This is a genomic window from Pseudomonas sp. A-R-19 (assembly GCF_019956575.1).
GTDB lineage: Bacteria > Pseudomonadota > Gammaproteobacteria > Pseudomonadales > Pseudomonadaceae > Aquipseudomonas.
Map to the genome: position 1 here is coordinate 1 of NZ_JAHBDR010000011.1, position 13,958 is coordinate 13,958.

The following is a 13,958-nucleotide window of genomic DNA, read 5'->3' on the forward strand; positions in this document are numbered from 1 at the left end:
GCTCGCGAAGGCGGAGTATCAGTCAGTTCATATGTCGACTGACACTCCGCCTTCGCGAGCAAGCCCGCTCCCACAGTTTGAGATCACACGCTTTTAAATCCCCTGCGGCGTCTCTTCGCCACCCAGCGCTTCAACCAGCGCCGGCAGGAAGTCGCCGAAGGTCAGCATCATCAGGGTGAAGCTGGCGTCCAGTTGGCCCAGGGCTTCTTCGCCGCCGTCCTGTTCCGCCTGGTCCTGCAGCAGGTCTTCGAACTTCAGGCGCTTGACCACCATCTTGTCGTCGAGGACGAACGACAGTTTGTCCTGCCAGGCCAGGGACAGTTGCGTGACCACCTTGCCGGTGCTCAGGTGCAGCTGGATTTCTTCGCTGGTCAGGTCCTGGCGCTTGCAACGCACGATGCCGCCGTCTTCGTGGGTGTCGCGCAGTTCGCACTCGTCCAGCACAAAGAAATCGTCCGCGGCTTTCTGGGTGGTGACCCACTCGGTCATGGTCGCGGTCGGGGACATCTTCACGGTCAGTGGACGCACCGGCAGGGTGCCGATCACTTCGCGCAAGGTCGACAGCAGGTCTTCGGCGCGTTTCGGGCTGGCCGAGTTGACCAGGATCAGGCCCTGTTTCGGCGCGATGGCGGCGAAGGTCGACGAGCGGCGGATAAAGGCGCGGGGCAGGAAGGCCTGGATGATTTCATCCTTGATCTGATCGCGTTCCTTCTTATAGACCTTGCGCATTTGCTCGGCTTCGATCTCTTCGACCTTTTCCTTGACCGCGTCACGTACGACGCTGCCCGGCAGAATGCGTTCTTCCTTGCGGGCGGACACCAGCAGGAAGTCACCGCTGACGTGTACCAGTGGCGCATCTTCGCCTTTGCCGAACGGCGCGACGAAACCGTAGGTGGTCAACTCCTGGCTTGCACATGGGCGCGCCAGTTTGGTGGCCAGTGCAGTTTCCAACGCCTCGGCATCAACAGGCAGATCTTGGGTCAGGCGATAGATAAGCAGGTTTTTGAACCACATGGGGTGAGTCTCTCCTTTATACAAAGGGGGGCATTATTGTCTTCGCCGTGCCATAGGCCAACCTTTCTCTAAGCCTTTGGAAGGGCTGAGAAAATTATTTTAAAAAGTGCTTGCCAGAGGTTAGGTCGCTCCGTAGAATGCGCGCCACACCGAAGCGAAGGGTGATTAGCTCAGCTGGGAGAGCGTCTGCCTTACAAGCAGAATGTCGGCGGTTCGATCCCGTCATCACCCACCATTCGTTTCAAGTGTTTAGCGCAGCGGTAGTTCAGTCGGTTAGAATACCGGCCTGTCACGCCGGGGGTCGCGGGTTCGAGTCCCGTCCGCTGCGCCATATTCGGTAACCTGGATCACTGAACGCCAGGTCACCACGGAAGAACCCGCAAACGCGGGTTTTTTTCTGCCTCAAAGTTTGTACGGTTGTACCCGCGGGATGTGTCGTTTTACCGGTTTTCGGATTTATTTGAAAAAAACTTCAATTAAATCAACACTTTACGAAAACTTGTGGCATAATGCGTCCCGTAACGAAGCGAAGGGTGATTAGCTCAGCTGGGAGAGCGTCTGCCTTACAAGCAGAATGTCGGCGGTTCGATCCCGTCATCACCCACCATTCGTTTCAAGCGTTTCGCGCAGCGGTAGTTCAGTCGGTTAGAATACCGGCCTGTCACGCCGGGGGTCGCGGGTTCGAGTCCCGTCCGCTGCGCCATATTCGGAATCTGGAACACTGAACGTCAGATTCCACAGAAAGCCCGCCTAGTGCGGGCTTTTTGCTGTCTGGGATTTGGCTTTCCCCGCGCTCTGCAGGAGCGAGCTGGCTCGCGCAGGTCGTGAACGATAACGCGTGACTTCAGATTCCCAGCGGCGCCTATGGGTTTTTCGCGAGCAAGCTCGCTCCTACAGTCCGGCATTGCGGCTGTGACGGTAGTCGCTGACGGCTTCGTACACGGCTTTGCGCAGGCGATTGATCCCGCCGATGGGGCGGTGCGCCTCAATGCCGAACCAGGGATTGAACGACTGGTTGTCGCATTGCAGGTTCAGCGCCGGTGTATCGAAGTCCTGCGCCGCAATCTTGATTAGCGCCACCGTCTCGAAGGGCGCATCGCTTTCGCGCCACTCAATACTGGTGTCTTCAATCGGCATGTACTTGTTGGCGTCCTGTCGCTGGATTTGCAAGACGAAGCACGCGGGCACCCGATCGGTCGAAAGCTGCTGGTTCAGCGCATTGCGCAGAAAGTTCGGCAACTTGCGATTTTGTTCCGGCAGGTTGTAGGCCGGGCAACTGTCCGGGTCAGGGGCGACCCGGAACTTCGCATTGGCTGCACCGAATTTGTAGGGCGAAACCGAAAAGTAGGTCGTCCGGGTTGGGCTTGGCGGGGCAGGGGACAGTGTCGCCAGGGCGATAAACAAGTGGCGAACCTGCCAGGCGCGCGGATCCCAGCTGGGGAAGAAAGCCATCATCTTTTTACCGTCGGCTTGAGCGGCGACGTTCTGACGGTACTCGGCGACATTGCTTACAAAGAAGTTCGGATGGCTGAACATCACAAAGTCCTGTTCGCCTCGCGCCTGTTGATCACTCAACAACTGCTTGCCCGGCACATCGAACAGTTTGATCGCCATGCCCCGGGCGTCTCGAATGCTGTCGAACTGCGGGTAGGCATTGCCATTGGACAGGCGCATCGTCGCTTGCCAGGTTTTGCCCGGCTCGCTGAACACCCCCTGGCGCAGTTCGCTGGCGAGTTCCGGCAGCACCTGAACCTCGGCCTTCACGCAGCCGTGGGCCTTGGCGTGGGCATCGCGCAGGTAGCGGGTGCTTTCGCGGTGCTGATCGACGATGCGCACGGCGGTCTGGATGATGTCCTGGGTCATCGCGGCTTCACCGTCGGGAATCAGCTCCTGTGCCGAGACCGGTCCGCGCTGCTGCCAGGCAAACCAGGCGGTGGCCAATGCCCAGCCAAGCACGCCGAGACCGAGTAACCACAGCAATAACGTGCCGAGGAAGGCGCCCAGTCGTAGCCAGAGTGTAATCAGCATGGGAGAGTCCTTTTGACTGGGTCTGTGATCATGGCAATTGCGCTTCCAGCGGGCCGCCCAGCACTTTCAGGTATTCCAGCAGTGCCCAGCGTTCTTGCGGCTGCAACCAGCGGCCGATCACGCCATCGCCGAGTTTGCCGGCACGGAATTCATGACCGCTGTTGTGGTTGCCGGTGATTCGCGTGTCGAACACAAAGGCATTGTCGAAGGCTTCGGTGCGATAACCCAGGTGTCCCGGGTCGTATTCGAAAGTGCCTTTGTAGAATGTGGTCGCACGCTCATCCTGAGGCGACAGCAATTGATAGATGCTCGGAACCGAACCGTTGTGCAGAAACGGTGCCGTCGCCCATACACCCGCCAATGGCCTGGCCTTGTATGCCCGTAACTCACGCACACCGATTGGCAGGCCGAAACCGTCCATTTGCGGACGCTCGGCAGGGGTGACCTTGGCGTCTTGATAGGCGCGGTCCTGGACATAGGCGGTGACATAGGCCAGCCCCTTGGCCACGGACATTTTGCTCAGGTCCAGTGGTTCGGTTGGTTTTGGTTCTACATCAAGTTTTTCCAGTTCCGCCTGCTTCCATTGCAGCGCTGTCAGGTCGAAGCGGTGGTCGGCGATGTTGTTGGCCGCGCCGGGGTCGGTGCCAATGTATTCCACCGGAATCATTTTCAAGTGCTGGACATACCGCCCCTCGCCCTGGGTGGTGCGCGGTACATGACATCCCGCGCAGTTTTCCGCGAACAAGACGCGACCCTTTGCTGCCAGCGTCTTGTCGACCGCGCCCAACAGATCTTCCGGCCAGGCCGGAGGCGCGAGGCGTTGCAGGGTTTCTTCGATCAGGTGCAGGTCGCGCACACGGACGCTGGAGGGGTAACGGGCATCGCCCATCAGCGGCTGGCCGTTCTTGTCGAAGAAGTTCAGCGTGGCACCGACACCAAGGGCCTCGCCGATGTTGCGCGCCATCGGTTGTTTCGCCGAGCCATTCCACTGCACCCATTCGAACGTCCACATGTCCCACAGCTGCGGATAATCGACCGGGGCATTGGCCACGCGGTAGTTGTCGGGGGAGATCGCGTCACCGAAGCTGGCGTTGGCAATGCGCCCGAAGGCATCTGTGCGCCCCGGGCCTTCCTCGGTCGGATAAAGCCCGCGATGGGTGTCGTTCCAGGCCACCTTGATGAACGTATCCAGTGAAGACTTGAGTTCTTTGCGTAGCTGTTGGTGACGGGCGTCGTAGTCCTTGCCCAGCACATTGCGTGCGAAACGTTCGAACTTCCACGGGTTGTAGTAGGTCGAGGCCAGGCTGGCTACCAGCGCTTGTCCGAAACTGCCCCCTTTGAGTGTAGGAACACTGGACGGCAGGACATGCTGCGCCGGGCCGCCGTCGATGCGCACGGCCTGGCCCTTGAAGCGAAGTTCGCCGGTGTGGCAGGCCGCGCAGGTGATATCCAGAAACATATCCGGGCTTCCCGCATTCTGATGCCGGGTGAAGCCGACCGGAAGGTTGCCGGGGTTGTTCGCTGTCGGTTTCTGGCCAGGGTCCACCAGAAAACCGAAGCGGGCGAGGTATTCGGGGGCGGCGAAGCGTTGCTGCGAGAAGGGCAGTTCAAGGGCGGTGAACCAGTCGTAACGCAAGCCTTTGACCTGAGTGCCCTGAGGGGTGAAGTAGTAGGTTTCGCGGTCGGCCGCGCTCCATTGCTCCAGGTAATGCACCTGTTGTGCCGGCGCCCAGACCGGCAATTTCGGGTTGGCGACGTAGTAAAGCACCACGGCCATGACCAGCCCGAGCAGTACTGCGATGAGAACCAGCAAGCGAATGAAGAGGCGCAAGATAAACATCCTTGTCGAATTATCATTCCGTTATGCCCGAGTGCCCGAGGTGCGGCAAGAGGCCATTACGCCAGATATTGTAGGTTCAGGAATCAGTCTGCATCGGAACAAGATGAAAGAAGCTTCATCAGCCGAATTGTGAAATGCGTTTAAACACCTGAACTTATCAATTGATTCCGGCTCTCATGCCGGTAGCCATTGGTCGTGGCGGCCTGATAAGCTCGCGGCTTTACTCGATTGCCCTTTAGGCGCATGAACAAGGAAATAGCATGAAACAGCATCGGTTGGCGGCGGCGGTGGCCCTGGTTAGCCTGGTACTCGCGGGTTGTGATTCGCAGACCAGCGTAGAGCTGAAAACTCCGGCGCAAAAAGCTTCCTACGGCATTGGCCTGAACATGGGCAAGAGCCTGGCTCAAGAAGGCATGGATGACCTGGATTCCAAAGCTGTAGCCCAGGGCATCGAAGACGCCGTCGGCAAGAAAGAGCAGAAGCTCAAGGACGAAGAGTTGGTTGAAGCGTTCGCCGCACTGCAAAAGCGTGCCGAAGAGCGCATGGCCAAGATGAGCGAAGAGTCGGCCGCTGCCGGCAAGAAGTTCCTCGAGGAAAACGCCAAGAAAGCCGGCGTGACTACCACCGCTTCGGGCTTGCAGTACGAAGTTGTGCAGAAGGCCGATGGCCCTCAGCCAAAGCCGTCTGACGTAGTGACCGTTCACTACACCGGCAAGCTCACCAATGGCACCGTATTCGACAGCTCCGTCGAGCGCGGTAGCCCGATCGATCTGCCGGTCAGCGGTGTGATCCCGGGTTGGGTCGAAGGCCTGCAACTGATGCACGTTGGCGAGAAGTACAAGCTGTACATCCCTGCTGACCTGGCTTACGGCGCTCAAAGCCCGAGCCCGGCGATTCCAGCCAACTCGGTGCTGGTATTCGACCTGGAACTGCTGGCCATCAAGGATCCGGCAAAAGAAGACGCCGCTGCCAAGTAATCAGCGCCTGCTTCGATAACAACGCCTCGCTCATGCGGGGCGTTGTTGCATCTGGCGTTCGGTACGGGTAAACAAAACGAACAGACGCTCTGGCCCGCAGTCTTAGCCATAGTAGCCTCGGCGGTAGACGCACAAGGCTGCCAAGTCAATGAAATTATGGGTTTTTTTTGATGAGTAAAAAACGCCCGATCTGAACGCAGGCCTTGTAAAACGGGGCTTTCAGCGGTGAAAAGCAGCTCTGTTCACAAGGTTATCCACAATTTGTGTGGATAACATTTCAACGGGAGGAATTGATGAAAGCACCCTGGAATTTCGCTCGTTTCCTGCCACTGGCCGGACGCCTGCTGGCACGCGGTCGATTGCCGACCCTGTTGTTCGCGGTCGCCAGCAAAGGCGCGAGCCAGGGCTATCGACTGGGCAAGATCAAGGATGACTTGAAGCTGTTGCAGGCACTTTGCCTGGCGTACTGGCGTGGTGAGTATCGAGCCATCAGCCCCAAGGCGCTGATTTCGGTTGTCGCGGGCCTGATGTATTTCCTCAGCCCGGTGGATGCGATCCCGGATTTCATTCCGGTTTTCGGCATGTTCGATGACATCGCGGTACTGGCGTGGCTGATGAAAGTGCTAGACGACGAACTCAATGCCTTCCGCGCCTGGCGAAAACGGCAAGTACCGGAGAAGCTCGCGGTGGTCGAGCGTCTGCCTGATAGCCCCGAGCAACTTCAACTTCAAGGCCCGAAAAAACACTGAGTCGATTTCGACCTGTTCACAGATAGATGCCCCCCGCGACCTTGGCCGCTGTTAGGATTACACTTCTAGGGAAAAGTGCCGACTCGCTAAGTGTTGTTGTCCTACGGGGTAGTCATGGATATTCAGATAATTACACGCGAAGGCGAGCCCGAATACGCGGTTCTGCCATGGGCTCAGTATCAGGCGTTACTCAAAGCAGCAGGCATCAAGGAGCAAGCGTCGCCGCAGGCCACGAAGCTTCAAGCCGCAACACCAGACGCGATTCTTCCTGGTCTGGATCAACTACGCAGTTTGCGCGAAGGGAAGGGCATCGCCATCGAGGCGCTGGCCCGCACGGTAGGCATCAGCCCGTCTTACCTGGCCATGATCGAAAGTGGCGAGCGTCTGCCCGACGCCGCGATTCGCCGCAGCCTGGCGTGGGAATTGACGGTGCCTGGGTGGAGGGAAGAATCGTGAGCGTACGCATCAGTCGTCAACATTGGGACGGATTGTTGGGCGAACTGGATCAGGCGCGCCGCCAGCGCCATCTGTTGACGTATCGGGCATTGCTGGAGCGTTTGCAGTTGCCGACCCCGGCCATGCTGACCCTGACGGCGGCCCTTGAGCATCTGGCCGCACTGGATGCCAAGGCGGAGCAGCCATTGCGCAGTTCATTGGTGATCAGCCAGGGCGCCAGCCGTTTGCCGCGCACCGGATTCTTTGAGTGTGTCGAGCGCCTGGGGCGTTTCTCGGGGCCTTCGGATGGCGTCGCCGCCGCGTCCTGGCACGCCTCGGAAGTGGTGCGGGTGTTCGAATACGAATACCCGGAATCGGCCGAGGCCTGAGTGTTTTTACAACTCAAGGCGCGGGCCGGCTACTGGCTCGCGCGCCGGCTGTTTCACTGGTCGTGGTTTGTCCGTCAGCCACGTGGCTGGCACTGGCTCGAAGGCCAGTTCGCGCGCATGGCCAACCTGGGCGATGTCGGCGCCCAGAGCTTCTATGGGCACATCCTGACGTTTCGCGGCGTCGGCCTTGGTGCTCGTGAGGAGGGCGTGCGTTTGTTGCGCCTGGCGGCCTTGGCAGGCGATGGCAAGGCGGCGTATCAAGTGGGCGTGATCAGCCTGGCGGGGACGGCGAGCAAGGCACCGGATCCGGTTGAAGCGGCGCGATTCTGGGGGATCGCAGCGAAGGCCGGGCATCCGTTGGCACCGATCAAGTTGCAAGAGCTGATGTCTCGCGAGCCTGACCTGTAACCCCAAGGCTGCAGGGTGATGGTTGTGAGATGCTCGACGTGATTGGGCGACGGTTGCGGACCAGGCCTCTTGAATCCCTGTAGGAGCTGGCTTGCCAGTGATGGCGGTGTGTCAGGCGAAGTAAATGTTGGCTGTGCCGGCCTCTTCGCGAGCAAGCCCGCTCCCACAGGTTTATTGGATGCTCCCGGGATTTGTGCCTGGTCGTGATTGCCCGCGATGGCGTCCGGTTAATCAGCGCTGCCCTGTCAGCCAAACCGCTTCGGGCTCCGGCACCACCAGGCTATCAATCACATGCACGCTATACCCTTGCACACTCTTCGCATGGTGCTTGGCCTGTGAGGCCATCTCGGCCAACTGGCTCGCATCGAGTTGTCCACAGGCCTGTGGATGCAAATGCACCACGCCGATCGACAGCGACAACAGTGCAAACTCCTGCCGTACACCCTGGCGGTTCGGTGCGATGAAGCAGCCGGCTTCCAGGTGCTCGCTGCGGTAGAAGCGTCGACACTGGCTCTGGAAGTCGTCGAGCAACTGGTTCAAACGTTTGCGCCAATCTTCCGGGCCGAGTACCAGCAGGAAATCATCACCGCCGATATGGCCGACGAAGTCGCGGGCCGGGTCGACGCGGTCGTTCAGGCATTGCGCCAGGCACAACAGGACTTCGTCGCCGCGGCCGTAGCCGTAGATGTCGTTGAAGGGTTTGAAGCTATCGATGTCGACGTAGCAGATCACCGATTCCCGTTGCTGTTGCAGCAGCCGCGTCAGGCATTGCTGAATGGGTACGTTGCCTGGCAGCAAGGTGAGCGGGTTGGCGTAGCGGGCCTGCTGTATCTTCAGTTCGGTTATCAGTTTGAGCACGTCTATCACCCGGCCCAGCCCGAGGTAGCCGCCATTGAGGGTGATGATGAAATCTTCTTCGATGCGCTGGCGGGCACGGCTGGTGATCAGGCGGCTGACCTGTTGCAGCGACTGGCTCAGCTCGACGGCGAGGAAGTCATCGTTCATCAAGCGGCTGATGGGCTTGCGGGCGAACAGGTCGGTGGCAAAGGGCTTGAGCAGGGCGTCGGAGAGCGAGTGCCGATGGACAATGCCGCAGGGCTGACCCTGTTCATCCAGGACCGCCAGCGAATTCAGGTTGGCCTGGCGGCGAAAGGCCTCGAGCACCGTGGCGGTCGGGGTGTCCCGGTTCACTGCGGGTTGCTCGTTGAGCAGGGCGCTGAGGTCGCTGCCGTCTTCGCTCAGTACAACGGCGGTGCTGTCGTGTCGGGGCATCAATGCCCGGGCATCCCGTGGCGGGTGTTCGTGGGGGCGGCAAAGCAGGTAGCCCTGCACCAGGTCCACGCCCATATCGGTCAGCACCGTGAGTTCTTCGGCTAGCTCGATGCCTTCGGCGATGACTTGTGCCCGCGATGCCTTGGCGATTTGCAGGATCGAGCCGACGAACTCGCGCTTGAGCGCATCCTGATGAATGCCATCAATGAAATGCCGGTCGATTTTCACATAGTCCGGCCGCAGTTCCGACCACAAGCGCAAACTCGAATAGCCCGCGCCCAGATCGTCCAGCGCAATCGAAAACCCCATCGCCCGATAGTGATGCAGGGCGGTTTGCAGCAGTTGGAAATCATCCGTCGGCGTTTGTTCCGTGAGTTCGATGACGACCTGACTCGGCGCAATGCCGAAGTCTTGCAGCAATTGCAGGGTGCGCCCCGGTTGATGCGCCGCTTCGAGCAGGGATTCCGGAGATACGTTAAGGAACAACAGCCCAGGCAGTTGTTGCTCCTTGAAGCGTCGGCAAGCGCTTTCGCGGCAGGCAATTTCCAGCTCGCTCAGGCGTCCGGCCTGGCGGGCGACGGCGAACAGGGCGACAGGGGAGTGCAGTGGGCTGTTGGAGGGGCCACGGCTGAGGGCTTCGTAGCCGAGAATTCGCCGTTCAGAGAGACTGATGATGGGTTGGAACAGGCTGTGTAAACCGCTTTGAGTCAGGATTGAGCTCAAGGCACTCAGCTGTTCGGTTGTGGTCATGGCGATCTCTGGCGATAAAAAAAGGACCGGGCGTGCCCTTGGTAAAAGAGCACGCCCGGTCCTTTATTTCACGACAGAATGATGACTGTTTGATGACGCTCCGGGGAGCGTCAGTATTAAATTGCCATCAGTTGCGTGTGAAAACTCAGTGCTTGGCCACGGCCGTGTTGAGTTTCAGGTAGTCCAGCAGAATCCGTCCGGTTTCGCTCAGGTAGGCATCGTCTTCCGGTTTGGTCTTGTCATCCTCGGCGGCAATGGCGTCCTCGTCTTCTTTCTTCAGCTCTTTGAGCGGTTCTTCGCCCTTGGCCTTGCGACGGATGTTTTCCATTGTCAGCTGCTTGGCTTCGATGTCGGCGTGTTGTGCGCGACGTTCGGCTTCGTTGAGGCTGACGGTTTTCTCGGCCATCAGTTTCTGCGCCAGGGCCAGCTTGTCGCGGATGAACACGAACTCCGCATCCTTGGCCGTGCGCAGGTCATGCTCGGACTTGAGCTGCGAGATGTACGGCTTGAACGGATCCACCGCAGGCTTGATTGCCGCCTTGATGGTGTCCCACGGCATGGCTTCCGGCAGGGCGCTTTCACCGATTTCCTTGGTGTCGATGATCGACGGGTAGTCGATGTCCGGCAGGACGCCCTGATGCTGGGTGCTCTGCCCGGAAACCCGGTAGAACTTGGCCAGGGTCAGTTTCAGTTCGCCATGGTTGAGCGGCTGAATGGTCTGCACGGTGCCTTTGCCGAAGGTCTGGCCGCCAATGATCAGTGCGCGGTGGTAGTCCTGCATGGCGCCGGCAAAAATCTCCGAAGCCGAGGCGGACAAGCGGTTGACCAGCAACGCCATCGGGCCTTTGTAGAACGCGCCCGGGTTTTCATCTTCCAGGACATCGACCCGGCCATCGGCGTTACGCACGAGCACGGTCGGGCCTTTGTCGATGAACAGGCTGGTCAGCTCGGTGGCTTCCTGCAAGGAGCCGCCGCCGTTGTTGCGCAGGTCGATGACCACGCCGTCGACTTTCTCTTTCTGCAGTTCAGTCAGCAGTTTCTTGACGTCGCGGGTGGTGCTCTTGTAATCCGGGTCGCCGGCACGGAAGGCCTTGAAGTCCAGATAGAACGCCGGGATCTCGATGACGCCGAGTTTGTAGTCCTTGCCGTCCTGCTTCAGGTTCAAGACCGACTTCTTCACGGCCTGGTCTTCGAGCTTCACCGCTTCACGGGTGATCGGCACGATCTTGGTGGTCTGGTCGTTCGGCGCATTGCTGGCCGGGATGACTTCCAGGCGCACCACGGTGCCCTTCGGACCACGAATCAGCTTGACCACTTCGTCCAGGCGCCAGCCCACCACGTCGACCATCTCTTTGTTGCCCTGGGCAACGCCGATGATCTTGTCGGCCGGAGCAACCTGCTTGGTCTTGTCCGCCGGACCTGCCGGCACCAGGCGCACGACTTTCACCTGGTCGTTATCGCTCTGCAACACGGCACCGATGCCCTCGAGGGACAGGCTCATGTTGATGTCGAAGTTCTCCGCGTTATCCGGCGACAGATAGTTTGTGTGCGGGTCGTAGGACATGGCGAAGGTGTTGATGTACGCCTGGAAGATGTCTTCCGCGCGGGTCTGGTCCAGGCGCGCCAACTGGTTCTTGTAGCGCTTGGTCAGGGTTTCCTGGATCTGCTTGGGTTCTTTGCCGGCGATCTTCATCCGCAGCACTTCATCCTTGACGCGTTTGCGCCACAGGTCGTCAAGTTCTGCAGTGGACTTGAGCCAAGGGGCGTCCTTGCGGTCGATCAGCAAGGTTTCCTTGGTGGTGAAGTCGATCTTGTCGACGCCTTTGTTCAGTTCGGCAAGGGCGAAGTCCAGGCGCGCCTTGACGCGATCCAGGTAGCGTTTGTAGATGGTGAACCCGGCGTTCAGGTCGCCGCTCTTGAGGAAGTCGTCGAACTGCGTCTTCCACTTGTCGAATTCGGCAATGTCGCTGGCCATGAAGTAGCTGCGCGACGGATCCAGCAGCTTGAGGTAGCTGTCGTAGATGATCACCGAGCGCGCGTCATCGAGTGGCGGCTTGCTGTAGTGGTGGCGCTTGAGCAACTCCACGACGTTCAGGCTGGCGATCACTTCGTCACGATCGGGTTGAAGCTTGTCCCAGCTATTGGCTGCGAATGTATTGCTCGACATCGGCAGCAAGCCGATACCGATGAATAGGGCGAGGGCAGTGCTGGGGAACAGATGCTTCATGCTGATTCGACGCGGGGACAATTGATAACGCATATTAGGCCGTCTTTGAAGTCGCCGGATCTTTGGGAACCGGTCGCATAATGCAAAAAGCCCGACGCTATAGCTTCGGGCTCAGTCCAGACTCACTATGGAGGCACTGTGAAAGCATTGCAAGGCGTTGACGGTCAAGTGGTGTGGGTTGATGAACCGAGTCCTGTGTGCGATGTAGGACAAGTTCGTATACGAGTGGCGGCATCGGGCCTCAATCGCGCCGATTTGTTGCAGAAAGCCGGTCTATACCCGCCACCACCAGGGGCCAGCCAAGTGCTCGGTCTAGAGTGCTCGGGGGTGATCAGCGAGGTCGGCGCCGGGTCCTCCTGGCAGGTTGGCGATCGGGTTTGCGCCTTGCTGGCCGGGGGCGGGATGGCCGAAGAGGTGGTTGTCGACGGGCGGCATGTGCTGCCGGTTCCCGACGGAGTGTCACTGGTCGAAGCGGCGGCATTGCCCGAAGTTTATGCAACAGTCTGGTTGAATTTGTTTCAACTGGCTGCGCTCAAGCCGGGTCAGAAGGTTCTGCTGCACGCGGGAGCAAGTGGAATCGGTTCAGCGGCCATTCAGCTGTGCAAGGCCTTCGGCAATCCGTGCTGGGTCAGTGTCGGTTCCGCCGAGCGGTTGGCGTACTGCGAAGCGCTGGGTGCCCAGGGCGGCGTGGTGCGTGACGGTAATCTGGAAAGCTTGCGGGACCTGGGGCCGTTCGACGTGATTCTCGATCCGGTGGGTGGCAATTACTCGGCATTGAACCTCAAGCTGCTGGCCCAGGATGGTCGCTGGGTGCTGATCGGTCTGATGGGCGGGCGCGAGGCCAAGCTGGATCTGGCCCAGGTACTGGCCAAGCGCGTGCAGTTGCTGGGCTCGACCCTGCGCAGCCGTGATGATCAGTTCAAGGCCGATCTGTTCAGTGATCTAAGCCAGCACGTGTGGCCGTTGTTTGCCGAGGGGCGCTTGAGCCCGCAACTGGCCAGGACATTCCCGATCAAGGATGCGGAGGCCGCGTTTGCCGAGCTGGCGAGCAATACCGTGGCGGGGAAGGTGGTGTTGGTGATTGACGAGAGTCTGAGCTGACAACACGGCACCTGTGGGAGCGGGCTTGCTCGCGAAGGCGTCGTGTCTGTCAATACATCGTTGAATGACACACCGCTTTCGCGAGCAAGCCCGCTCCCACAGGGGACTTCGATTACTTCCAGAGATGGATCGGCCAGCCTGCCTTTTCGGCGTGCTCAAGCAACACCGGATCCGGGTTCACCACATGTGGGAAATCCACCTTGAGCAACAGCGGCAGATCGTTGCGTGAGTCGGAATAGAAACTCGCGCCTTCGAGGTTTTCCTCCTCTGCATCCAGCCACTCCAACAAGCGGGTGATCTTGCCTTCGCGGTAGGTCAGGATGCCGACGGTATGGCCGGTGTAAACACCGTGCGCCACTTCCAGTTCGATGCCCAGAATTTCGTCGATGCCCAGGCGCGCGGCGATGGGGCCGACCAGATGGGTGCCCGAGGCAGAGATCACCAGAATCCGGTCGCCAGCCTTGCGATGAGCCGCGATGGTTTGGGTGGCGTCACTGAAAATGATTGGCTCGATGTGGTCTTCCACCCACGGTCCGACCAGATGGTCGACCTCTTCTGGCGTACGGCCGATCATCGGCTCGAGGCTGAAGGTCATGTAGTCCTCCATGCGTAATTTGCCGTGGCTGTAGGCGTCCATCATTTCATTGTTCTGCCGCATGAACGACTCGGCGTCGACCCAGCCCAGGCGGCCCATCTGCTCGCTCCAAAGGGTGGCGCAGTCGCCGTGGATCAGGGTTTCGTCCAGATCAAAAATTGCCAGGGCCATCA

The 13,958-nt window shown here is 59.5% G+C and carries 12 protein-coding genes and 4 tRNA genes; 10 read left to right on the forward strand and 6 right to left on the reverse strand.

Annotated elements, in window-relative coordinates:
- Positions 1 to 93: 93 nt before the first annotated feature.
- Positions 94 to 1,014: a recombination-associated protein RdgC gene (gene rdgC, locus KGA88_RS00265; protein WP_110662726.1), complete on the reverse strand. Its 921-nt coding sequence runs from the start codon at positions 1,012 to 1,014 to the stop codon at positions 94 to 96.
- Positions 1,015 to 1,173: 159 nt separating this feature from the next.
- Here rdgC and KGA88_RS00270 point away from each other — a divergent pair.
- The 4 genes from KGA88_RS00270 (at position 1,174) to KGA88_RS00285 (ending at position 1,717) form a co-directional block, all read left to right on the forward strand.
- Positions 1,174 to 1,249: transfer RNA gene (locus tag KGA88_RS00270), tRNA-Val, on the forward strand.
- 19 nt (positions 1,250 to 1,268) lie between these two features.
- Positions 1,269 to 1,345 (forward strand) — tRNA-Asp (locus KGA88_RS00275).
- 200 nt (positions 1,346 to 1,545) lie between these two features.
- Positions 1,546 to 1,621: transfer RNA gene (locus KGA88_RS00280), tRNA-Val, on the forward strand.
- Between the two features lie 19 nt (positions 1,622 to 1,640).
- Positions 1,641 to 1,717, forward strand: a tRNA-Asp gene (locus tag KGA88_RS00285).
- Between the two features lie 188 nt (positions 1,718 to 1,905).
- Here the strand turns inward: KGA88_RS00285 and KGA88_RS00290 are convergent.
- Both KGA88_RS00290 and KGA88_RS00295 read right to left on the reverse strand, forming a co-directional pair.
- Complete coding sequence (locus KGA88_RS00290; protein WP_223588138.1) at positions 1,906 to 3,042, reverse strand: catalase family protein; 1,137 nt, start codon at positions 3,040 to 3,042, stop codon at positions 1,906 to 1,908.
- A 28-nt stretch (positions 3,043 to 3,070) separates the two neighbouring features.
- Positions 3,071 to 4,873 (reverse strand): di-heme-cytochrome C peroxidase, encoded by a 1,803-nt coding sequence (locus KGA88_RS00295; RefSeq protein WP_223588141.1) that lies wholly within the window; start codon positions 4,871 to 4,873, stop codon positions 3,071 to 3,073.
- Between the two features lie 269 nt (positions 4,874 to 5,142).
- On the opposite strand from KGA88_RS00295, the gene KGA88_RS00300 reads away from it, so the two are divergent.
- The 5 genes from KGA88_RS00300 to KGA88_RS00320 all read left to right on the forward strand — a co-directional run bounded on the left by KGA88_RS00300 (position 5,143) and on the right by KGA88_RS00320 (position 7,840).
- Positions 5,143 to 5,859 (forward strand): FKBP-type peptidyl-prolyl cis-trans isomerase, encoded by a 717-nt coding sequence (locus KGA88_RS00300; RefSeq protein ID WP_103394837.1) that lies wholly within the window; start codon positions 5,143 to 5,145, stop codon positions 5,857 to 5,859.
- Between the two features lie 293 nt (positions 5,860 to 6,152).
- Complete coding sequence (locus KGA88_RS00305) at positions 6,153 to 6,608, forward strand: YkvA family protein (RefSeq protein ID WP_223588144.1); 456 nt, start codon at positions 6,153 to 6,155, stop codon at positions 6,606 to 6,608.
- 114 nt (positions 6,609 to 6,722) lie between these two features.
- Entirely contained in the window at positions 6,723 to 7,064 is a 342-nt protein-coding gene (locus tag KGA88_RS00310) for a helix-turn-helix transcriptional regulator (RefSeq protein WP_110659356.1), read from the forward strand.
- Positions 7,061 to 7,432 carry a hypothetical protein gene (locus KGA88_RS00315; protein ID WP_046049139.1) on the forward strand — a complete coding sequence of 124 codons (372 nt, stop codon included), beginning with the start codon at positions 7,061 to 7,063 and terminating at the stop codon, positions 7,430 to 7,432. Before KGA88_RS00310 ends, KGA88_RS00315 begins: the two co-directional genes overlap by 4 nt.
- Entirely contained in the window at positions 7,433 to 7,840 is a 408-nt protein-coding gene (locus KGA88_RS00320) for a sel1 repeat family protein (RefSeq protein ID WP_110659345.1), read from the forward strand.
- A 231-nt stretch (positions 7,841 to 8,071) separates the two neighbouring features.
- Here KGA88_RS00320 and KGA88_RS00325 read toward each other — a convergent pair whose 3' ends face one another.
- Together KGA88_RS00325 and KGA88_RS00330 are read right to left on the reverse strand one after the other, a co-directional pair.
- Positions 8,072 to 9,862, reverse strand: coding sequence for a bifunctional diguanylate cyclase/phosphodiesterase (locus KGA88_RS00325; RefSeq protein ID WP_223588146.1), 1,791 nt, complete (start codon positions 9,860 to 9,862; stop codon positions 8,072 to 8,074).
- A 145-nt stretch (positions 9,863 to 10,007) separates the two neighbouring features.
- Complete coding sequence (locus KGA88_RS00330; protein ID WP_181432027.1) at positions 10,008 to 12,089, reverse strand: carboxy terminal-processing peptidase; 2,082 nt, start codon at positions 12,087 to 12,089, stop codon at positions 10,008 to 10,010.
- Positions 12,090 to 12,227: 138 nt separating this feature from the next.
- On the opposite strand from KGA88_RS00330, the gene KGA88_RS00335 reads away from it, so the two are divergent.
- Positions 12,228 to 13,190 (forward strand): zinc-binding dehydrogenase, encoded by a 963-nt coding sequence (locus KGA88_RS00335; protein WP_223588149.1) that lies wholly within the window; start codon positions 12,228 to 12,230, stop codon positions 13,188 to 13,190.
- 112 nt (positions 13,191 to 13,302) lie between these two features.
- Here KGA88_RS00335 and KGA88_RS00340 read toward each other — a convergent pair whose 3' ends face one another.
- A complete protein-coding gene (locus KGA88_RS00340; RefSeq protein ID WP_110659350.1) occupies positions 13,303 to 13,956 on the reverse strand; it encodes an HAD family hydrolase in 654 nt (217 codons plus the stop codon).
- Positions 13,957 to 13,958 lie beyond the last annotated feature (2 nt).

What these genes read in the sequence shown, in the direction of transcription:
- rdgC (WP_110662726.1), bottom strand. Translation starts at nt 1,014, where the DNA reads ATGTGGTTCAAAAACCTGCTTATCTATCGCCTGACCCAAGATCTGCCT.
- KGA88_RS00290 (WP_223588138.1), bottom strand. Translation starts at nt 3,042, where the DNA reads ATGCTGATTACACTCTGGCTACGACTGGGCGCCTTCCTCGGCACGTTA.
- KGA88_RS00300 (WP_103394837.1), top strand. Translation starts at nt 5,143, where the DNA reads ATGAAACAGCATCGGTTGGCGGCGGCGGTGGCCCTGGTTAGCCTGGTA.
- KGA88_RS00305 (WP_223588144.1), top strand. Translation starts at nt 6,153, where the DNA reads ATGAAAGCACCCTGGAATTTCGCTCGTTTCCTGCCACTGGCCGGACGC.
- KGA88_RS00310 (WP_110659356.1), top strand. Translation starts at nt 6,723, where the DNA reads ATGGATATTCAGATAATTACACGCGAAGGCGAGCCCGAATACGCGGTT.
- KGA88_RS00325 (WP_223588146.1), bottom strand. Translation starts at nt 9,862, where the DNA reads ATGACCACAACCGAACAGCTGAGTGCCTTGAGCTCAATCCTGACTCAA.
- KGA88_RS00330 (WP_181432027.1), bottom strand. Translation starts at nt 12,089, where the DNA reads ATGAAGCATCTGTTCCCCAGCACTGCCCTCGCCCTATTCATCGGTATC.
- KGA88_RS00340 (WP_110659350.1), bottom strand. Translation starts at nt 13,956, where the DNA reads ATGGCCCTGGCAATTTTTGATCTGGACGAAACCCTGATCCACGGCGAC.